This is a genomic window from Mycobacterium sp. NPDC003323 (assembly GCF_053589535.1).
The window spans coordinates 65,851-84,876 of record NZ_JBSFSB010000014.1 but is presented as its reverse complement, the minus strand read 5'-3'; the positions used below and the strand labels follow the sequence as shown (position 1 = coordinate 84,876).

Annotated in this window: 20 protein-coding genes; 6 read left to right on the top strand and 14 right to left on the bottom strand. The window is 68.1% G+C overall.

The annotated features are described in order from the left end of the window. Positions 1-4 precede the first annotated feature (4 nt). Entirely contained in the window at positions 5-1,369 is a 1,365-nt protein-coding gene (gene mqo / locus ACWDUN_RS24095; RefSeq protein ID WP_449932582.1) for a malate dehydrogenase (quinone), read from the bottom strand. A 64-nt stretch (positions 1,370-1,433) separates the two neighbouring features. On the opposite strand from mqo, the gene ACWDUN_RS24090 reads away from it, so the two are divergent. Then, a complete protein-coding gene (locus tag ACWDUN_RS24090) occupies positions 1,434-2,315 on the top strand; it encodes a LysR substrate-binding domain-containing protein (protein WP_449932580.1) in 882 nt (293 codons plus the stop codon). On the opposite strand, the gene ACWDUN_RS24085 is transcribed toward ACWDUN_RS24090, so the two are convergent. Then, the gene (locus ACWDUN_RS24085; protein WP_449932579.1) at positions 2,316-3,074 is read right to left on the bottom strand and encodes an SCO6745 family protein; all 759 of its coding nucleotides are present in this window, start codon (positions 3,072-3,074) and stop codon (positions 2,316-2,318) included. 212 nt (positions 3,075-3,286) lie between these two features. On the opposite strand from ACWDUN_RS24085, the gene ACWDUN_RS24080 reads away from it, so the two are divergent. Continuing rightward, on the top strand, positions 3,287-5,020 hold the full coding sequence (locus tag ACWDUN_RS24080) for a DUF222 domain-containing protein (RefSeq protein WP_449932577.1): 1,734 nt from the start codon (positions 3,287-3,289) through the stop codon (positions 5,018-5,020). 8 nt (positions 5,021-5,028) lie between these two features. On the opposite strand, the gene ACWDUN_RS24075 is transcribed toward ACWDUN_RS24080, so the two are convergent. The 4 genes from ACWDUN_RS24075 to ACWDUN_RS24060 are packed head-to-tail and all read right to left on the bottom strand — an operon-like array spanning position 5,029 to position 8,473. Beyond that, entirely contained in the window at positions 5,029-5,418 is a 390-nt protein-coding gene (locus ACWDUN_RS24075; protein ID WP_449932575.1) for a universal stress protein, read from the bottom strand. Then, positions 5,415-6,956 carry a tripartite tricarboxylate transporter permease gene (locus tag ACWDUN_RS24070; protein WP_449932574.1) on the bottom strand — a complete coding sequence of 514 codons (1,542 nt, stop codon included), beginning with the start codon at positions 6,954-6,956 and terminating at the stop codon, positions 5,415-5,417. The genes ACWDUN_RS24075 and ACWDUN_RS24070 overlap by 4 nt, the downstream gene beginning before the upstream one ends. After that, on the bottom strand, positions 6,957-7,475 hold the full coding sequence (locus ACWDUN_RS24065; RefSeq protein WP_449932572.1) for a tripartite tricarboxylate transporter TctB family protein: 519 nt from the start codon (positions 7,473-7,475) through the stop codon (positions 6,957-6,959). It abuts the gene before it with no gap. Further along, complete coding sequence (locus ACWDUN_RS24060; RefSeq protein WP_449932570.1) at positions 7,472-8,473, bottom strand: Bug family tripartite tricarboxylate transporter substrate binding protein; 1,002 nt, start codon at positions 8,471-8,473, stop codon at positions 7,472-7,474. The genes ACWDUN_RS24065 and ACWDUN_RS24060 overlap by 4 nt, the downstream gene beginning before the upstream one ends. Before the next feature lie 78 nt (positions 8,474-8,551). On the opposite strand from ACWDUN_RS24060, the gene ACWDUN_RS24055 reads away from it, so the two are divergent. The 3 genes from ACWDUN_RS24055 to ACWDUN_RS24045 are packed head-to-tail and all read left to right on the top strand — an operon-like array spanning position 8,552 to position 11,624. Beyond that, on the top strand, positions 8,552-10,198 hold the full coding sequence (locus ACWDUN_RS24055) for an ATP-binding protein (RefSeq protein WP_449932629.1): 1,647 nt from the start codon (positions 8,552-8,554) through the stop codon (positions 10,196-10,198). Between the two features lie 11 nt (positions 10,199-10,209). Further along, the gene (locus ACWDUN_RS24050) at positions 10,210-10,878 is read left to right on the top strand and encodes a response regulator (RefSeq protein ID WP_449932627.1); all 669 of its coding nucleotides are present in this window, start codon (positions 10,210-10,212) and stop codon (positions 10,876-10,878) included. Positions 10,879-10,895: 17 nt separating this feature from the next. Further along, positions 10,896-11,624, top strand: a complete 729-nt coding sequence (locus ACWDUN_RS24045; protein WP_449932568.1) for a type 1 glutamine amidotransferase — start codon at positions 10,896-10,898, stop codon at positions 11,622-11,624. On the opposite strand, the gene ACWDUN_RS24040 is transcribed toward ACWDUN_RS24045, so the two are convergent. Continuing rightward, positions 11,603-12,946: a TIGR01777 family oxidoreductase gene (locus ACWDUN_RS24040; RefSeq protein WP_449932566.1), complete on the bottom strand. Its 1,344-nt coding sequence runs from the start codon at positions 12,944-12,946 to the stop codon at positions 11,603-11,605. The genes ACWDUN_RS24045 and ACWDUN_RS24040 overlap by 22 nt on opposite strands. Positions 12,947-13,034: 88 nt before the next feature. Here ACWDUN_RS24040 and ACWDUN_RS24035 point away from each other — a divergent pair, with 88 nt between their 5' ends. Then, positions 13,035-13,697 (top strand): phosphoribosyltransferase, encoded by a 663-nt coding sequence (locus ACWDUN_RS24035; RefSeq protein WP_449932564.1) that lies wholly within the window; start codon positions 13,035-13,037, stop codon positions 13,695-13,697. On the opposite strand, the gene ACWDUN_RS24030 is transcribed toward ACWDUN_RS24035, so the two are convergent. The 7 genes from ACWDUN_RS24030 to ftsZ all read right to left on the bottom strand — a co-directional run bounded on the left by ACWDUN_RS24030 (position 13,694) and on the right by ftsZ (position 18,885). Beyond that, on the bottom strand, positions 13,694-14,101 hold the full coding sequence (locus ACWDUN_RS24030; RefSeq protein ID WP_449932563.1) for a hypothetical protein: 408 nt from the start codon (positions 14,099-14,101) through the stop codon (positions 13,694-13,696). The two genes, ACWDUN_RS24035 and ACWDUN_RS24030, sit on opposite strands and share 4 nt — an antisense overlap. 29 nt (positions 14,102-14,130) lie before the next feature. Then, on the bottom strand, positions 14,131-14,952 hold the full coding sequence (wag31, locus tag ACWDUN_RS24025) for a DivIVA-like cell division protein Wag31 (protein WP_449932561.1): 822 nt from the start codon (positions 14,950-14,952) through the stop codon (positions 14,131-14,133). 166 nt (positions 14,953-15,118) lie between these two features. Beyond that, positions 15,119-15,418, bottom strand: coding sequence for a YggT family protein (locus ACWDUN_RS24020; protein WP_449932559.1), 300 nt, complete (start codon positions 15,416-15,418; stop codon positions 15,119-15,121). A 129-nt stretch (positions 15,419-15,547) separates the two neighbouring features. Next, on the bottom strand, positions 15,548-16,213 hold the full coding sequence (locus ACWDUN_RS24015; RefSeq protein ID WP_449932557.1) for a cell division protein SepF: 666 nt from the start codon (positions 16,211-16,213) through the stop codon (positions 15,548-15,550). Between the two features lie 65 nt (positions 16,214-16,278). Beyond that, positions 16,279-17,022, bottom strand: a complete 744-nt coding sequence (locus tag ACWDUN_RS24010; RefSeq protein WP_449932556.1) for a YggS family pyridoxal phosphate-dependent enzyme — start codon at positions 17,020-17,022, stop codon at positions 16,279-16,281. Further along, entirely contained in the window at positions 17,019-17,726 is a 708-nt protein-coding gene (gene pgeF / locus ACWDUN_RS24005) for a peptidoglycan editing factor PgeF (RefSeq protein ID WP_449932554.1), read from the bottom strand. Before pgeF ends, ACWDUN_RS24010 begins: the two co-directional genes overlap by 4 nt. 7 nt (positions 17,727-17,733) lie before the next feature. Next, the gene (gene ftsZ, locus ACWDUN_RS24000) at positions 17,734-18,885 is read right to left on the bottom strand and encodes a cell division protein FtsZ (RefSeq protein ID WP_449932553.1); all 1,152 of its coding nucleotides are present in this window, start codon (positions 18,883-18,885) and stop codon (positions 17,734-17,736) included. Between the last annotated feature and the right edge of the window lie 141 nt (positions 18,886-19,026).

Genomic DNA, 19,026 nt, shown 5'->3' with positions numbered 1-19,026 from the left:
GTCCTCAGGATGCCAGAACCGCGAACTCCGCGCGGTGACGCCACGATGACTCCCACCGGTCCGGGAAACAGCGTTGCAGTAGCTCGATCATGATGGGAACCGCTGTCGATGCTCCGGGTGAGGCGCCCAACAGGCCGGCGATGGTGCGGTCGGCCGAGACGATGAGCTCGGTACCGGACGTGAGAACCCCGTCCGGATTCACGAGTTGGGCGCGTTGACCCGCCGGGATCAGTTCCCAGTCCGCACCGTCCGCGTCGGGGTAGTAACGGGTCAGGTGGGCCAGTTTTCGTTTGCGCGAGGTCAGCAGTTGGCCGATCAGGTACCGCACCAGTGGCATGTTCCGCAGCGCGGCGGTGGTCACGGCGCGCACGTTGTAGCGGTGCACGGTGGCGAAGAAGTCCGTCACGCTGCCGTGCTTGAGCAGTTTGGTGCTGAAGGTCGCGTAGGGCCCGAACATCAGGTGGGCCTGACCGTCGACGAGGCGTCTGTCCAAGTGCGGCACCGACATCGGAGGTGCGCCGGTCGGCGCCTGGCCGTAGACCTTGGCATCGTGGCGTGCGACGACCTCCGGGGCGGAGCAGCACAGGAACGCCGCGCCGACCGGTAGCACGCCGTAGCCGCGGACCTCGGGCAGTCCGGCCCGCTGTAACAGGCGCAGCGCGTTGCCGCCGGCACCGACGAACACCCGGGTTGCGTTGAGGTCGAATCGGTTCCCGGCCACCCGCCAGCTGCCATCGGAGTTGCGGCGTAGCGTGCGCACCTCGTGGTCGGTCTGGATGGCAGCACCACTGCGGGCCATGATGCGCACCAGACCGTGGGTCAGGGCACCGAAGTCGATATCGGTGCCGGCCGGATGCCAGGTGGCGGCGATCCGCTGGGAGCGGTCGCGACCCTGCATCACCAGTGGTGCCCATCCGGTGATCGTCACCGGGTCCTCGGAATAGTGCAGATCGGCGAACGCGGGCATGACCCGCAGGGTTTCGAATCGGGATCGCAGATAGGCGATACTGCGTTCTCCGAACACCACATCCATGTGCGGTGCGGCGCTGATGAAGCCGTCGTCGAGCAGGCCCGTCTCGACAAGGTGCGACCACCAGCGTCGGGACGTCCGGAACTGCGCCGCGATGGCGGCCGCGGTGGTGCCGTCGGCAGGGTCAGGCATGTAATTCAGTTCGCAATACCCGGAATGACCGGTACCCGCGTTGTTCCATGCCTGGCTGCTCTCGGTCGCGACATCCGCCGCTCGTTCCAAGAGAATGATGCGCCAATCCGGTTGCAGCATCGAGAGCATCGCACCCAGCGTTGCGGACATGATGCCGCCGCCTATCAGTGCGATGTCAACGGTGGGCCGGGTGTCGACGCTGTCCATGACTTCAGGATCGGCATCACATATCGATCCGTCCAATGAATGTTCGGGCAGATATAATCCAGTAATGAATGAATGGTCAGCGCTGCTGGCACCACAGTTGCGGGCACTCGACGTGCTCGCTGCCTGTGACGGACACATGACCCGGGCCTCCGAGCGGCTGGGAATCCCCCAGTCGTCGATGAGCCGACGTATCCATGCGCTGGAGAAGACCCTCGGTGTGCCACTTGTCGTGCAGGAGGGCAGAACGGTACGCCTGACGTCTGCGGCGACGCGGTTGGCCGATCGGATCAGGGATCCGTTGCGCGCGTTGGATTTCTCGGTGGAATCGATCGCCGGTGAGGCCGACGCCGAACACGGTGTCGTGCGCTTCGGATTCCCGTTGACCATGGGCTCGGGCACGTTGCCGACGCTGATCTCGGAGTTTCATCGCCGGGTGCCGGGGATCCGACTGCAGATCAAACAGGCGCACGGCTCACAGCTTGCCGCCGACCTGCGGTCTGGCGAGTTGGACGTCGCCGTGCTGATTCCCGCGCCCCGCGATCTGCCGCACACCGTGGTCGGCCAACAGACGATCCAGGCCGTGCTGCCGGCCGGGCACCGACTCGGCACGCGCCGCCGGATTCGCTTGACGGAGTTGCGTGACGAAACCTTCATCGCCAATCCCGCGAGTTACAACTTGCGACAGCTCACCGAACAATGGTGCAGGTCAGCCGGATTCGATCCAGCGGTGACGGTGGAGATCACGGAGTTCGCGACCATCCGCGAGCTGATCGGCCGCGGACTGGGCGTCGCGCTGCTTCCGCATGACGGCCGCATCGCCGGCGGCACCGCGGAGGTCGCCTTGAGTCCGGCCGGATTTCGGCGCGATATCGCGCTGGCGTGGGGGCCGACGGCGGCCTCCGCCGTCGGCCGGCGGCTGTTGGGATTCCTGCGCGAACGTCTGTGATCAGCCGGGCACATTGGCCTTGAGCGTGGCCAGCGCCGCTGTGCAGAGCTCGGCCAGTTCCTCGGCCTCCGCGGGATCCAGGGCGGCGCGCACGAGTTCGGCCATCCGCCGATTGGTCATCTGCTCCGCCTCGTCATAGCGGTCCTTCTTGTCCGCGCCGTCGGGGAACGGTTTCGGCCAGCCGAACATCGCCGCGTATTGCGGCCCCTTGTTGAGCATGTGCGCCTCGATCGGCGTGACATCGCTGAGGCTGAGTGCGTTGAAATGCAGTCCGGCGCGCAGTTCGCGCAGCACGAACATGACCTGCAGGACGCGGGCCGGGGCGTCCTCGGCCAGCGGCATCGTGCGCCACCCCGTGAACAACGGAGAGGCCGCGGTCGGCGCCGCCGCGATGAGCTTCTCCCCCAACTCGGCGATGCGTTCCAGACCGTGGGCGTCGGCGAGGTACTTGCGCCCGAAATCGGCGGCCTGGTCCCAGTACACCTCGGCGGCGCCGGCGGCGCCGCGCACGGCGACACCCTCGTCCCACATGGTCGCGAGGCCGGTGGGTTCGAATACCGCGAACACCGCGGCGACGGTCGCGCCGGTGACATCACCGAGCACGCCACCGCGACCGGCGACATACCCGGCCAACGGGTTCTGGTATCCGTTGGCCACGCTTGCCTGATAGGTCTCGGGGTGCAGCATGAAGACGGCGACTGCCTGTTCGATGGATGCCCCCGCGGTCGCGGTGGCGTGGACCAGATCGGTGTCGGTCATCGAGGCTTCTCCTGGCTGGGGCCGGCGGGTACGCAATCGAACACTAGACGCCTGCCGACGGGCGCGGCCCACCTATCGCGTGAAGGACCGGCTGCTGCTGGATTGTCCCGCTTGGCGAGCGACATTCGAGCGACACGAATTTCTCTGGCCCCGTTGGCATCTCGTGTCACATTCCGGCCTGGTTTGTCGGTGGTCGTACGTATGTTCGGGTCATGAAGTCGGATGTGGTGCAGTCTCGGGACGCGGTGGCCGCCGCGGTCTGTGATCGTGCCGCGTCGGTGAAGGCGTTGTTGGATGCTGATTTCTCGGTGTTCGACACCGCCGAGTTGTTGGCGTTGCAGTCCGAACGCGAGGAACGCGCCCGCCAGGATGAGGCGGTCGATCACCGGATCCTGGCGGCGTTGATGGCGCGGGCGAGCGCGCATGAGATCGGCGGCAAGAACTGGGCCGATGTGCTGGGCACCCGGATGCGACTGTCCGGGCGCGAGGCCGCGCGCCGGGTGCGCCGCGCCGAAGAACTGGCCCCCAGGCAGTCGATCACCGGGCAGACGCTGGAGCCGGCGTTGGGGTTGTGCGCCCAGGCGTTGGCGCAGGGGGCTATCGGTGAGGGTCATGTGGCGGTGATCGCCGAGGCGGTGCGCCTGGCGGCCAAGTATGTCGATGCCGCCGAATGTGCGGAGTTGGAGGCCATCCTGATGCCGCTGGCCCAGAGCAGCCCGCCCGAGACGGTGCACGCCACCGCGGTGTCCGCGCTGTATCTGATGAATCAGAATGGCTCGGGCCCCGATATCGTGCGCCACAAGCGCGGTATCAGCATCGGTCAGCAGGATGCCGACGGGTTGACCCGGATCACCGGCTGGGTGGATCCGGAGCTGGCGGCCTATCTGGGTACGGTGAATGACACCTGGGCCCGTCCCGGGGTCAACAATCCCGAGGACCCGGACTCACCGGCCAACCCCGAGCCGGAGCCGGAGGCTGAAGCTGACGAGCCGGCAGCGCCGGGCACTGAACCGGCACCGCCGGCGAGCGACGCCGAAGCCGAGTCGGAAGCGCAGGCAACTCCCGCATCCGACGCGGAAGCGGACGCAGAGACGGCTGCCGCTGAAGCGCAGGCGCCGCAGAACGATGCCGAGGCGCAACCCGAGCCGCACAACCCACCGTCCTCACCGCCCGCACCGTGTGATGATCCGGCGTCGGTGTGGGAACAGCTACCGCTGCCCACCACCTTCGACGAGCTCGCCGAGCGGATCGACGCGGTCGAGGCCGCCGCCGCAGCCGCAGCCACCCCGCCACCATCGCTGCCGCCGCTGACCGGCCCCGCCTACCGCGACACCCGCACCCAAGCCCAGCGCCAACACGACGCCCTCAAAGCCGTGCTACGCGAGATCCTCGCCTCCGGGCGCCTGGGCCAGCACAACGGGCTCCCCGTCACCGTCGTGGTGTCGACCACGCTGGGTGAGTTGGAGTCCGGGGCCGGGATCGCGGTCACCGGGACCGGCACCTTGATGCCGATGCCGGACCTGATTCGGCTGGCCGAGCATGCCCACCACTATTTGGTGGTGTATCGACAACACACCGCCGAACCGCTCTACATGGGCCGCACCAAACGCCTGGCCACCAAGGCCCAACGCCTACTGCTGTACAACCGCGACCGCGGCTGCACCCGACCCGGCTGCACGAAATGCGCCAACCACTGCCAGGCCCATCACGCCGACCCCAGCTGGGCTAACGGCGGGCTCACCGACGCCGACACCCTCGGACTGGGCTGCGGGCCCGACAACCAACTCGCCGAACTGGGCTGGACCACCCGCATCGACCCCACCACCGGACGCGTGCACTGGCACCCACCACCGCTGATGGACACCGGCCAAGACACCATCAACCACCACTTCCACCCCGAAGAACTCCTCAAACGGGAGGACTATCCCGAGGAGGAATCAGGGTGAGCGTCGTGTCACTCGGAGGGCTTGACCGCCAGCACCGGTTTCGCGCATTCCAGGATGAGTTTCTGCGCGACACTGCCGAGCAGCAGCTTGCCCACCGGGCTGCGATGGCGGATGCCCACCACCAACAGCTCGGCCTCGGGGCGGTCCATCGCGGTCAGCAGTTCGTCCACGGCGTCGACCCCGACGGGCTGGCGGAGCTCGAACTCGACACCGCACTCGGCGAGCCGGCCGCGGACATCGCTGACCTCCGCACCTCCCGCGAAACGCGAATCCACATACGCCTCACCCGATGTCGAGTTGATCACCAGCAGCGTGGTGTTGCGGCGCTTGGCCTCGACGATCCCGTGCTCCAGCGCCGCATGCCCGAATTGATCTGCGGTGTACCCGATGACAATCACAGCTGGCCCGCCTTCGTCTTCTGGTCCTTGTCGTCCTCGACGATCAACAGACTCTCCTCACTGCGGTTCATCAACCGCAGCACCAGCGGTGCCAGCAGCAGCAGCGCCATCAACACATAGGTGACGATCGCCACCGGTTCGGTGAACAGGCTGCTCCATTCGCCACCGCCGAGCTGCAGGCTCTGCCGCAGCTGCCGCTCGATGCGCGGGCCGAGGATGACACCGATGATCAAGGGCAGCACCGGAAGTCCGAATCGGCGCATCATCAGTCCGAGCAGGCCGAAGATCAGCAGCAACGCCAGATCCAGCGGCTGCACATTCACCGCCAACGCACCGAGCACCGCGAAGAACAGGATGCCCGCATACAGATACGGCCGCGGCGTGCGCAGCAGCTTCGCCCACAGCGGGGCGAGCGGCAGGTTGAGTGCCAGCAGCAGGAAGTTGCCGATGAACAGGCTGGCGATCAGCGTCCAGATCAGCAGCGGTTCCTTCTCGAACAGCGTCGGGCCCGGCTGGATCCCATAGGACACGAACGCGGTCAGCATGACTGCGGCGGTCGCATTCGTCGGCAGACCCAGCGACAGCATCGGCACCAAAGTACCTGCCGCCGAGGCATTGTTGGCCGCCTCCGGTCCCGCGACACCCTCGATGGCACCCTTACCGAACTCCTCGGGATGCTTGGACAGCTTCTTCTCGGTGATATAGCTCAGGAATGTCGGCAGCTCGGCGCCGCCGGCGGGCAACGCGCCGAACGGGAAACCGTAGGCGGTACCGCGCAACCAGGGCTTCCAGGACCGCTTCCAGTCGCTGCGGCCCATCCAGGGCCGTCCCACCGGGATGACATCGGCGGGCCGCCGACGCAGGTGCGCGGCAACCCACAGCGCTTCACCCAGGGCGAAGATCGCGACTGCGATGACCACGATGTCGATACCGTCGGACAGCTGCGGAATCCCGAAGGTGGCACGGGTCTGACCCGTCATGAAGTCGATGCCGACGATGCCGATGGCCAACCCCAGCACCAGCGAGATCGCCCCGCGCAGCTTCGACGAGCCGAGCACCGCGGTCACCGCCACCAACGCGAACAGCATGATCGCCAGGTAAGACGGCGCGCCGAGTGTCACCGCGAACCGCGAGATGGTCGGTGCGAAGGCCGCCAACAGCGCGGTACCGATGCTGCCCGCGATGAACGAGCCGATGGCCGCGGTGGCCAGCGCCTGGGCGGCCCGCCCCGCCTTGGCCATCCGGTTGCCCTCGATCGCGGTGATCACCGACGACGATTCCCCCGGGGTGTTCAACAGGATCGAGGTCGTCGACCCGCCGTACATACCGCCGTAGAAGATGCCGGCGAACATGATGAAAGCCGCACTGGGGCTGACGTTGTAAGTGATCGGCAGCAGCAGCGCCACCGTCATCGCCGGGCCGATACCCGGCAGCACGCCGACCGCGGTACCCAGCAGCACACCGATGACGGCGTACAGCAGGTTCATCGGGGTCGCCGCTTCGGCGAACCCCTGCAACAACCAGTCGAAGTTGTTCATCTACAGAATCCCGTCCAAGATGCCTGCGGGCAGCGGGATCCCGAGCCCTGAATAGAACGCGTAGAAGCTCGCCAGCGCCAACACGATGCCGATGGCGAGGTTGCGCACATAGTGCGCGCTGCCGAGCACCGTTGCGGCACCGGCGAAGAACAGCGCGCTGGTGATCACCCAGCCGAGCGGATTCACCAGCAGGATCATCCCGACGAACAGCGCGATCAGCATGCCGACGGTGCGCCAGTCGCTGGGCATGTCGGGGTCGATGTCCTCGCCGGCGTCGGCCTCACCGCGGGAGCCGCGCGGGATGGCGATCGCCAGGATCACCGCCAGCACCACCGCCGCGACACCGATGATCATCGGGAACAGCCCGGGACCGACGGGGTCGACCTTCGCGAAACTGTCGGGCAGGGTGCGCGATGTGTAGATCAGGAATCCGCCGACGACGGCCAGCACCGCCACCACCACGTACTGCGCGTAATCGGGCTTGTTCGCGGGTTCGTTCCCGCGCTCGGGACTGCTCACAACAGCCCCAGCTCGGTCAACGTCGTGGCCACCCGGTTGTCCTGGTCCCGCAGGAACTGCTCGAACTCCGGACCGGTGGCGAACGCGTCCGTCCAGCCGTTCTTCACCAAAGCCTCCTTCCAGGCGTCTGTGGCGTGCAACTCCTCCAGCAGGGTGACCAACCGTGACCGGTCCTCCTCTGAGATCCCCGGTGGCGCAAGCACTCCACGCCAGTTGGTGAAGGTCAGATCGATACCGGCCTCGCGCAGCGTCGGCGCGTCGATACCCTCGATCCGCTCGTCACCGGACACCGCCAGCACCCGCACCTGGCCCGACTCGATCTGGTCGACGTACTCCCCCAAACCCGACGTGCCCACCGCGATCTTCTTGCCCAGCAGTGCCGTCAGCAGGTCGCCGCCGCCGTCGTAGGTGATGAAGTTGACCGACCTCGGATCGATACCGACGGCGCGTGCGGTCTCCATCGGGAACAGGTGATCCGGCCCGCCGGGCGAGGATCCACCGCCGACGGTGACCTTGGCCGGATCGGCCTTCCACGCGGCGACCAGATCCTCGACGGTCTTGAACGGTGAGTCGGCGGGGACCAGGATGCCTTCCTGCTCCTGCACGACGCGGGCCAGCGGGGTCGCCTCCGACACCCGGGCATCGGACTCGTTGGTGTAGACCGCGCCGACCACGCCGAGGCCCATCATCATCATCAGGTCGCCGTTGCCGCGCTCGTTCATCAGCCGAGCCATCGCGACGGTGCCGCCGGCGCCGATCACGTTGAACACCTCGACGCGACCCGTGAGATCGTCGTCCTCCATGATCTTGACCGCCGTGCGCGCCGTGAGGTCGTACCCGCCGCCGGGGCTGTTGGGCACCATCATGCGCAGGCGGTGCATGCCCGCGGGATCATCGCCGCGGGTCACCCCGCACCCTGCCAGCGTGACCGCAAGCAGCGCGGCCATCAGCAGCGTCGCTGCCGTCCGCGCACGTCGTCCGAGTCCAGGCACCCTCATCCCCTTCACCGTTTGTGATGCTCAGCAATACTGTTCCCCACAGTGACCCAGGTCACTCTTTCGGACGTAAAGGAAGTTTTGGTCATTAAGAACACCGCGAGCCGGATCCGATCCGCGCTGGCCGGACTGCAACGCGGACGTAGTCTGGCCGGCCAGTTCCTGGCCTTCCAGCTGCTGGTGGTGGCCGTCGTTCTCGTCGCCGTCGCGGCAGTCTCGGTGGCCCAGTCCACCAGTGAATTCCGCCAGGTGCGCGGGCAGCGGATGATCGCCGTGGCCGAGAACATGGCGTCCACGCCAATCGTGCAGGAGCGCTACGCGGATCCATTCGCCGGCCGCACCCTGGCTCCAGAGGTCGACCGTGCGGTCGCGCTGTCCGGTGCCGATCTCGCCGAGATCCTCGGTCCCGACGGCACGGTCCGCGCGTCCTCGCAGCCCACGCGCATCGGAGTACACACCGATCTGGGACCGAGCCGCGCCGATGAGGGCCGCGCCTGGTTCGGTGACGCCGATGTCGACGGCACGCACAGCCTGATCGGGCAGGTGCCGATCCTGTCGACCGATGGTGAGGTACTCGCGGTCACCTCGGTCAGCGAGCGCTATCCGTCGGTGTGGGAACTGCTCGGCGGTGCCGGCGAGCGCCTGCTGATCTATCTGGGCCTCGGCGCGGCACTCGGTCTGGGTGCGTCCTGGCTGCTGTCCCGGCGCATCAATCGGCACACCCGCGGACTCGAGGTCGCCGAGATCGCCGGACTGGCCGACCATCGAGAAGCGTTGCTGCACAGCATCCGTGAAGGCGTGGTCGCGGTGAACACCGACGGCATCATCACCGTCGTCAACGACAGTGCCCAACGACTGCTCGGCATCGGCGCCGACGCCGTCGGCAGAAGCGTCGACGATGTCGGGCTGGAACCTGCGGTCGTGGACTTCCTGCGCTCCGGCGAGGGGGAACACGATGTCGTGATCGCCACCCGTCGGCACGTGCTCGCGCTCAACCGCAGCGCCGCCCGCAGCCACGGACGCCGCTTCGGTACCGTCACCACGATGCGTGACAGCACCGAACTCGCCGCGCTGCAGGCCCAACTGTCCTCGCACCGCAGCGTCACCGACACGCTGCGGGCGCAGACCCATGAGTTCGCCAACCAGCTGCACACCATCTCGGGTCTGGTGCAACTCGGCGAATTCGATGCCGTGCATGATCTGGTCGGCACCCTGACCCGGCGTCGCGCCGAGATCAATGACGCCGTGACCCAGCGCGTCTCCGACCCGGCGGTGGCCGCGCTGCTGATCGCCAAGACATCCTTGGCCGCAGAGAGCGGCGTGACGCTGACCCTACAGGGCGACAGCCATCTGCGGGCGTTGCCACCGGCGCTGGCCACCGATGTGATCACCGTGCTGGGCAATCTGATCGACAACGCCGTGGACGCCTCCGTCGGATCGGCCCGGGCAGGCGTCAGCGTCGCCATCGACGACACCGCGGGCCTGCTCATCTCGGTCACCGACACCGGACCCGGTGTCCCGCAGTCGCGTCGGGAGGAGATCTTCGCCCGCGGGGTGACCTCGAAATCGGCGGGCGGTCCCGCCGAGCAGCGCGGTATCGGACTGGCGCTGGTCCGGTTGGTCACCGCCCAGCACGGCGGGCACGCCGAGATCACCGACGCACCCGGCGGCGGTGCATCCTTCGTCGTCCGCCTGCCGGAGTCCGTACTGAGCGACGCGAAAGGATGACGCCGACGAACATGCGTGATGTGCTGATCGTCGACGACGATTTCATGGTCGCCGAGATCCACCGACGGTTCGTCGAACGGATCGACGGCTTCCGCCCGGTCGCGTTGGCCCGCAACGGTTCCGAGGCCCTGACCGCGGCGGCCGAGCTGCGGCCGGCGCTGATCCTGCTCGACGTCTACCTGCCGGACATGACCGGCCTGGAGGTGCTGCACCGGCTGCGCGCCCGAGGAGACCACGTCGGGGTCATCATGATCACCGCGGCCCGGGAACTCGATACCGTTCGCGGGGCGCTGGACGGTGGCGCCGCGGACTACTTGATCAAGCCGTTCGAGTTCGCGCAGTTGCAGGCCAAGCTGTCGGGATTCGCCGCGCGCGCCGACGCCCTGGCCGCCGAGGGCGGGGTCGACCAGACGATGGTCGACGCCCTCTTCGGTGGACATGGCGCACCCGAGACCGCCGAGGTGCTGCCGAAGGGCCTGGGCGCCGAGACCGGACGTCTGGTGCTCGATGCCGTCCGGGGTGCGGGTGAGGTGTCGGCCGCCGAGTGCGCCGATCTGGTCGGGATATCCCGGGTCAGCGCTCGCCGCTACCTGGAACACTATCTGAGCACCGGGGTCCTCGAACTCCGTCTGCAGTACGGGTCGGGACGCCCGGAGCGGCGCTACCGACCCGCTCGCTGACGGGTAGATTCACTGCGGTGGCACCGACCGTCCTGTTTCTCTACAACGATCCCATCGCGACCGAGGCGATGCTCGGCGAGGCCTTCGTCGACGCCGGGTACGACGTGGCGACCTTCGAGGTGGTCCCAGCGGAGCGCACCGGCACCCCGGCCGTCACCGTCGACTTCCCCGACCCGACCCGTTATGACGTGATCGTCCCGCTGGGGGCACGTTGGCCGGTGTATGACGAGGCGCTGAGCTCGACCTGGGTCGGCGCGGAGACCCGGCTACTGCACGACGCGGCCGCGGCCGGCGTGCCGACGCTGGGTGTGTGCTTCGGCGGCCAACTGCTGGCACAGGCCTTCGGGGGCACTGTCACCCGGTCGAGCACTCCCGAGATCGGTTGGTATGAGATCGAATCCGATGATGCGGAGCTCGTACCGGGCGGGCGCTGGTTCGAATGGCATTTCGACCGGTTCACCCTGCCGCCGGGCGCGACCGAGATCGCCAGGACCGCAACCACATCGCAGGCGTTCGCGCTGGGCCGGGCCGTCGGGCTGCAGTTCCATCCCGAGATCGATCCGGCGTTGTTGGAACTGTGGCTCGATGACGACCGCACGGCCGGCGAGGCCGGTCTGGTCGGCGTGCACCACGATGATCTGCGTTCGGCCACTACGCAATTGCACGATGACGCGGCGGCGCGGATCCGCCGGCTGGTGCGGGGCTTCCTGGCCTACGCCCAGCGTCAGCCGTGCCCCAATTCGTGAGACAGCGCGGCGCCGACCTCCGGACGCCGGAAACGGTGCCCCACCCCCTCCAGCTTGGCGGGCACCACGCGCTGGTCGGCCTGCGCCAGCTCGCGGGAACCTTGTTCTCCAAGCAGTAGTTTCGGGCCGAAGGACGGCACCGGGAGCAGCGTCGGGCGGTGCAGGACCCGACCGAGTGCGGCCGTGTACTCACTGTTGCGCACGGGCTGCGGGGCCACCGCATTGACCGGCCCGGACAGCCGCGTGTCGTGCAGGGCACGCAGGTAGACGTCGAGCAGATCATCCAGGCCGATCCAGGCCAGCCACTGCCTCCCACTGCCGAGGCGCCCGCCCAATCCGGCCGAGAACAGCGGACGCATCAGTCGCAGCGTGCCACCGCGGGCGGATTGCACCACACCGGTGCGGATGTTGACCACCCGCACTCCGCCCTCGGCCGCCGGCGCCGTCGCGGCCTCCCAGTCGGCGACCACATCGGCAAGGAAACCCTCGCCGCGGGTGGCGTCCTCGGTGAGCATCGAGTCACCGCGTGCGTATCCGTAGTACCCGATCGCCGATGCGCAGACGAACGTCTTCGGTCCGTCCACGGTTGCGGCGGCCAGTTCGGCCAGCGCCCGCGTGGGCCCGATTCGGCTGTCCCGGATGGCCGCTCGATGCGCATCGGTGAACCGGCCGGCGATCGAGGCACCCGCCAGGTGCACGACCGCGTCCACACCGACCAGCAGATCGGCCGCCGGGCGCTGTGGATCCCACTGCCGCTCATCGGGTTTGGTGGTTGGGTGGCGCACCAGCCGGATGACGCGGTGACCGCCGGTGCTCAGGAAGGCCGACAGCGCGTCACCGACCAGGCCGGAGGCCCCGCTGATCGCGACCACCATCGGTGCCAGCCCGGCCTCGCGGTGTGCGGCCAGGTCCTGCGCCAGCTGGGTGTGCCGGTAGACGAACATCGGGCGTAACGCCGCCGCCGGGACGACCGTGTCGACCCGGTCGTACACGCGGGTGGCATTACCGGGTGCCGCGGCGAACTCGTGGGTGTGCCGCCAGGTGCCCACGACGCGCACCGGCCACGTCAGCGGACCGTCACTGTCGAGGGCGTCGACGAACCGGTGCGGCGGGTCGTAGTCGGCGGCCTGGTGGCGGGCCACCCAGCGCAACCCACCGGGCAGGCCGAGCACCGCCCGGCCGTCGGCCAGCGACTCGGTTTCGGCGACCACGGTCATCGGCTGCCATGGCGGCACCAGGCGGCGCATCGCTCCGGGGCGGGTGTGCCAGGCGAAGACCTCGTCCAGCGGATGCTCGACGATGCTGTCGAACTCGATGCTCATGCCGAGAGCTCATCATGGCGTGATTTCACGGGCGCAGGGGTACCCAACCCCGGTACCGAGAAAACTCCCCACCATCGGGATGACTGTGATGAGCCGACTGCGTGACGACGCGCCCTTCCTGAACCGCCGCGATGCCGGCCGGATACTGGCCGAACGGCTCGCAGTGCCCGGCGGTGCCGACTCGACGTTGGTGCTGGGTCTGGCCCGCGGCGGTGTTCCCGTCGCGTGGGAGATCGCGACCGCGCTGGGTGTCGCGTTCGATGCTTTCCTGGTGCGCAAGCTCGGCGTGCCGCAGTGGCCCGAACTGGCGATGGGGGCCCTGACCACCGGCGGTCGGGTGGTGCTCAACGATGACGTGATCGACAGCCAGCGGATCAGTGATGCCGATCTGAAGGCCACGATCGACCGGGAGTGCGCCGAGTTGGCCCGCCGCGAGAATGTCTATCGCCGCGGCGCACCGCCTCCGGATCCCGCAGGCCAGGCGGTCATCCTGGTCGACGACGGGATCGCGACGGGCGCCAGCATGTTGGCGGCGCTGCGGGCGGTGCGTTCGGCGGGCGCGGCCCGGGTGACGGTGGCTGTCCCGGTGGGACCGGCCCATCTGCACCATATCGAGGTCGAGGCCGACGAACTCATCTGCGAGGTGACGCCACCGCAGTTCCGCGCGGTCGGACAAGCCTATGCGGACTTCTCGCAGACCACCGATGAGGAGGTCTGCGAACTGCTGGCCACCCCGACCGGACGACGCTAGCTCTTCGCCGGCCCCTCGGGGTCCGGCGAGATCTCGACCGCGCCGCCGGCCTCGCCCTTGTCGTCGGCGTCGGTGACGCCGGCAATCTCGGTATCGGCCTCGTTGTCGGTGTCGTTCTCGTTCTCGGACTCGGGTTGGGTCACGGTCGCCTCATCCTCCGGGTAGTCCTGTACGGATTCCAGCTCTTCTCGGTTCCCGGCGCCGTCCGCGTCATTCTCGTCATCGGGTTCGGCGTCCTGGTCAACACCGCTGCGGCGGGACCGCAGCGCGTCGCCGATGAGCAGGAGTACGCCGATGACGCTGGCACCGATGCACACCCAGGCGATCAGCTCGTTGCTGGTCACGACCGCGGCCACCAGGGCAGCTAGGCCGACGAGGGCGAGGACGAGCGCGATGATCAGCATTGATCGAGCCTATGCCAGCGCGGACCCGATCAGTTGCCGCCGCGGTTGAACTGGTTGAAGCCGCCGCCCTCGTTGCCCGCGGAGGAATCCACCGGAGCCGCCGAGCCGCGCTGGCCCAGCTCCTCGAGCTGCGACTCCAGGTAGGTCTTGAGCCGGGTGCGGTACTCACGCTCGAACGTGCGCAACTGCTCCAGCCGACCCTCCAGCACGGTCCGCTGCTGGTTGATGGTGCCCATGATCTCGGAATGCTTGCGCTCGGCATCGGCCTGCAGCGCGTCGGCCTTCTCCTGGGCCTGGCGCAGCTGGGTCTCCGACCGGTTCTGTGCGTCGCTCAGCAGCGCGTCGGCCTTGGCGCGGGCGTCGGCCACGGTCGTCTCGGCGGTCTGCCGCGCCTCGGTGACCAGGGCATCGGCCTGGGCGCGGGCGTCGGCGAGCAGCTTGTCGGACTCGGCCTTGGCCGTGCTGGTGAGGCGATCGGCGGTGTCCTGGGCCAGGCTGAGCACCTTGGCTGCGCGGACGTGATGGTCCTCGGAGACCGGGTCCGCAGGCTGCGGGGCCGGCGCCTCGTACACCGACTGCTGCACCGGCTCGGGCTCGGGTTCCGGCTGCGGGGCCTGGTACGGCGGGATGGTCTGCGTGGCGGCGACGCCACCCCCGGCACGCGCACCGGCCAGCTCCGAGTCGAGCTCGGACACCCGCTGGCGCAGGTCGGCGTTCTCCTCGATGAGCCTGGTCAGCTCGTTCTCGACCAGGTCGAGGAAGGCGTCAACCTCGTCCTCGTTGTAGCCGCGCTTGCCAATCGGCGGCTTACTGAACGCGACGTTGTGAACGTCGGCTGGAGTGAGCGGCATTGTCTGCCCCCTTGAAGTCTGGACCGTCAACCGGTTTCAAAGTGTAAAGCGTCGGTAGAAGTAACTGGCGTCCATCCTGTCACAGCTGACCCGGCGGTTGCACAGGAGCCTCATAATTAAGAGCGAATTTCAATCTCCCACGCCGCGCGGCGGGGCCCCGATCCGCTCAGGCGCTCCCGGCCGCGGCACCGAATGCCAACTGCATGCCGATGAACGCGACCAGCAGCAACACCATGATCGACAGATCGAATCGCACCGCGCCGATGGTCAGCTGCGGGATGAGCCGGCGCAGCAGTTTCACCGGCGGATCGGTGACGGTGAGGATGACCTCCAGGATCACCACCGTCGCCCCGCGCGGGTGCCAGTCCCGGCTGAAGGAGCGGATGAACTCGACCACGACCCGGGCGATGAGCAGCAGCCAGAACACGAACAGCGCGAAACCCAGGATTTGAAAGACCATCGACAAGGGAGCCGAACCTCACTACGGCAGATGAGCAGGGCAGGTAAACCGATACTGCGGGACGGAACGGACCCCGTCCCCTGCACGTCAGCCTACCTGTCGTACCGAACAGGGACCGGTCCCCGGCGGCTCGCCCTACTGGTAGGCGTAGAAGCCGGCCTCGGCGATGCGGCGGCGTTCCTCGGCGCTGACGTCGATATCGGCCGGCGACAGCAGGAACACCTTGGTGGCCACTTTGTCGAAGGAACCGCGCAGCGCGAAGGCCAGTCCGGCGGCGAAGTCGACGAGACGCTTGGCATCTGCGTTGTCCATCGATACCAGGTCCATGATCACCGGGGTGCCATCGCGGAAGCGCTCACCGATGGTGCGGGCCTCGCTGTAGTCCTTCGGGCGCAGTGTGGTGATCTTGGCCAACGGGCTGCCTTCCTCGAACAGTGCGGCCATCCGGCGCGGCTCCATGGCCAGTGCGCTGGCACCGCGGGTCGGCGCGGCGAAACGCGGTGCGGGACGGTCGAACTCGGGGCGCGGGGCGCGCAGCCGGCCCTCGAACCGGGGGGCGTCGGCGTAGCCGCCGCGGTAGGCGCCCGGGATGTCGTCATATTCACGGGCCGGCGGCATCCGGTCCTCGAAACCGCGGGCATCGCGCGGGTCGCGGCCGTAGCCGTCGTCCTCGAAGCGGTCTTCGGTGCCGCGGCGCGGGTAGCCGCCGCGGGCGGGGCGCTCGTCGTCGTAGTACTCGTCGTCGTAATCGTCCATCGGCGCCATACCGAAGTAGGCCTTGACCTTGTGCAGAGTGCTCATCGCCTGCCCCTTCTAACGACTTCTGTCTGTGTTGTCTGTGATGAAGATGTGACTGGAGTGACTACTCAGGGTGACGTTAGAGGACGTTGCCCCATCAACGCGGTTCCGACACGCACACAGGTGGATCCGTGTTTGACGGCAAGCTCCATATCCCCGGACATCCCGGCCGACAGACCCAACCGGTGCCGATACGACTGCTGCACCCGGTCCCGTTCGGCCGCCAGTCGCGCGAACGCATCCTCGGCATCCCAGTCCAGCGGCGGGATACCCATCAACCCGGCGAAGTCGAGCGCATCGATGGCATGCGTTGCGGCACAGAGCTCGTCGATCAGATCGGGGTCGGCGATGTCGACGCCGCCGCGGTCGGGGTCGCCGTCGAGACTCACCTGCAGATAGACCCGCAGCGGGGCGGCGCGCAATCCCTCGGTCAGCGCCTGCTCCGCACCGCCACCGAGCGCCGCGATCAACCGGGCACTGTCGACCGAGTGAGCGGCATGGGCCCACCGCGCAACGGCACGCGCCTTGTTGCGCTGGATGTGGCCCACCATGTGCCAGCGGATCTCATCACCGGGGAACTGCGCGGCGACGTCGGCAACCTTGCGGGCGGCCTCCTGCTCGCGCGATTCACCGAACTCGGCGCACCCCAGCCTGCGCAGGATGATCACGTCGGAGGCGGGAAAGAACTTGGTGATCGGCAACAGTTCGATCTCGCGCACATTGCGGCCGGCCGCGTCGGCGGCCCGGGTCAGCCGGGTCCGCACCGCCGCCAACGCCCCGGCGAGTTCGACATCACGATGGGTCTCGGTCATTGCATCCACACCAGCGAGGCCAGGCGACCGGTGGGAGCGTCGCGGCGGTGGCTGAACAGGTTCGTGTCCTCGACCGTGCAACGCGGGTCGACGTCGATGGACGTCACGCCCAGTCGCTTGAGCTGACCCACCAGACCGGCCCGGATGTCGAGACCGGCAGTACCGCGCGCGGTCCGGCAGCGGCTCCCCGGCAGCGTCTTCTCCACCTCGGCGGCCATCTCCTCGGGCACCTCGTAATTCCGGCCGCTCACCGCCGGCCCGAGCAGCACCGAGACATCGGCCACCGACGCGCCGAGTTCCACCATCTTCTCCAGGGTGCGCTCCACGATCCCGAGCTGCGCACCCACCCTGCCAGCGTGCGCGGCGCCGATCACCCCGGCGCGTGCGTCGGCCAGCAGCACCGGGACACAGTCGGCGCTGACCACGGCCAGCGCCAGTCCGGTGGTGGTGGTCACCAACGCGTCGGTGGCGTCCAGCGCCGCCTCCTGCGGGCCGTCCACCACGGCGACCCGATCCGAGTGCACCTGGTTCATCCACACCACGCCGTCCTCGGCCAATCCGAGCGCGGCGGCCAGGCGGCGGCGATTGGTCGCCACCGCGGCCGGGTCGTCGCCGACGTGGTCACCGAGATTGAAGGTGTCGAACGGCGGTGCCGACACTCCCCCCGCGCGGGTGGTCGTCACCCGCCGAACGCGAACGGGCACGCCCGCGTCAGTGGCGCATGAACGGCGGCACGTCGACGTCATCGTCGGAGATACCCCCATCATCGGGGCCACCGATCTTCACGGTCGCACCGTTGGTGTGCGCCGGGACGGACATCGCGTCGGCGGGCTCGAACACGCTGGAGCGCACCTTGCCGGCCGATCCCGACGCCACCGTCGGATTGCCCTCGCCGACAACGGGCTTGCGGCTCGGGCCGGTGCTGTCGAAGCCGGCGGCGATCACGGTCACCCGGACCTCGTCGCCCAGCGAATCGTCGATCACGGTGCCGAAGATGATGTTGGCCTCGGCATGCGCGGCCTCCTGCACCAGCGAGGCGGCCTCGTTGATCTCGAACAGGCCGAGGTCGCTGCCACCGGCGACCGAGAGCAGCACGCCCTGCGCGCCCTCCATGGAGGCCTCCAGCAGCGGCGAGTTGATGGCGATCTCGGCGGCCTTGAGCGCGCGGCCGTCACCGCGGGCCGAGCCGATACCCATCAGCGCGGTGCCCGCCCCGCTCATGACGCCCTTGACGTCGGCGAAGTCGACGTTGATCAGACCCGGGGTGGTGATCAGGTCGGTGATGCCCTGCACGCCGTTGAGCAGCACCTCGTCGGCGCTGCGGAAGGCGTCCATCAGCGAGACGGCGGCATCGCCCATCTGCAACAGCCGGTCATTGGGGATGACGATCAGGGTGTCGCAGCTCTCGCGCAGCGCATTGATGCCGTTCTCGGCCTGGTTCGACCGGCGCTTGCCCTCGAAGGAGAAGGGCCGGGTGACCACCCCGACGGTCAGTGCGCCGAGCTTGCGGGCGATGGTCGCGACCACCGGGGCACCACCGGTGCCGGTGCCGCCACCCTCACCCGCGGTCACGAACACCATGTCGGCGCCGCGCAACAGCTCCTCGATATCGTCCTTGGCGTCCTCGGCGGCCTTGCGTCCGACCTCGGGGTCGGCGCCGGCGCCGAGCCCACGGGTGGAGTCGCGACCGACATCGAGTTTGACGTCGGCGTCGCTCATCAACAGTGCCTGCGCATCGGTGTTGATGGCGATGAATTCAACGCCCTTGAGTCCGTGCTCGATCATCCGGTTGACGGCGTTGACGCCGCCGCCGCCGATGCCGACCACCTTGATAACGGCGAGGTAGTTATGCGGGGGGGTCATCGGTCGCCTTTCCTGCCCATTGGAGTAAGAGTGTCCTGCTACGCAAAACCCTAAACCTCAACCATAGGTTTATAGTTATGTCAAGTAGTTCCGCGTATCCAGAACGGTAGGGCGACGCGGCACCGGAACCCCGCAGGCGCG

Excerpts from the sequence above, each read along its gene's own strand:
- mqo (WP_449932582.1), bottom strand. The coding sequence starts at position 1,369 with ATGGACAGCGTCGACACCCGGCCCACCGTTGACATCGCACTGATAGGC.
- ACWDUN_RS24090 (WP_449932580.1), top strand. The coding sequence starts at position 1,434 with ATGAATGAATGGTCAGCGCTGCTGGCACCACAGTTGCGGGCACTCGAC.
- ACWDUN_RS24085 (WP_449932579.1), bottom strand. The coding sequence starts at position 3,074 with ATGACCGACACCGATCTGGTCCACGCCACCGCGACCGCGGGGGCATCC.
- ACWDUN_RS24080 (WP_449932577.1), top strand. The coding sequence starts at position 3,287 with ATGAAGTCGGATGTGGTGCAGTCTCGGGACGCGGTGGCCGCCGCGGTC.
- ACWDUN_RS24070 (WP_449932574.1), bottom strand. The coding sequence starts at position 6,956 with ATGAACAACTTCGACTGGTTGTTGCAGGGGTTCGCCGAAGCGGCGACC.
- ACWDUN_RS24060 (WP_449932570.1), bottom strand. The coding sequence starts at position 8,473 with ATGAGGGTGCCTGGACTCGGACGACGTGCGCGGACGGCAGCGACGCTG.
- ACWDUN_RS24050 (WP_449932627.1), top strand. The coding sequence starts at position 10,210 with ATGCGTGATGTGCTGATCGTCGACGACGATTTCATGGTCGCCGAGATC.
- ACWDUN_RS24040 (WP_449932566.1), bottom strand. The coding sequence starts at position 12,946 with ATGAGCATCGAGTTCGACAGCATCGTCGAGCATCCGCTGGACGAGGTC.
- ACWDUN_RS24035 (WP_449932564.1), top strand. The coding sequence starts at position 13,035 with ATGAGCCGACTGCGTGACGACGCGCCCTTCCTGAACCGCCGCGATGCC.
- ACWDUN_RS24030 (WP_449932563.1), bottom strand. The coding sequence starts at position 14,101 with ATGCTGATCATCGCGCTCGTCCTCGCCCTCGTCGGCCTAGCTGCCCTG.
- wag31 (WP_449932561.1), bottom strand. The coding sequence starts at position 14,952 with ATGCCGCTCACTCCAGCCGACGTTCACAACGTCGCGTTCAGTAAGCCG.
- ACWDUN_RS24015 (WP_449932557.1), bottom strand. The coding sequence starts at position 16,213 with ATGAGCACTCTGCACAAGGTCAAGGCCTACTTCGGTATGGCGCCGATG.
- ACWDUN_RS24010 (WP_449932556.1), bottom strand. The coding sequence starts at position 17,022 with ATGACCGAGACCCATCGTGATGTCGAACTCGCCGGGGCGTTGGCGGCG.
- ftsZ (WP_449932553.1), bottom strand. The coding sequence starts at position 18,885 with ATGACCCCCCCGCATAACTACCTCGCCGTTATCAAGGTGGTCGGCATC.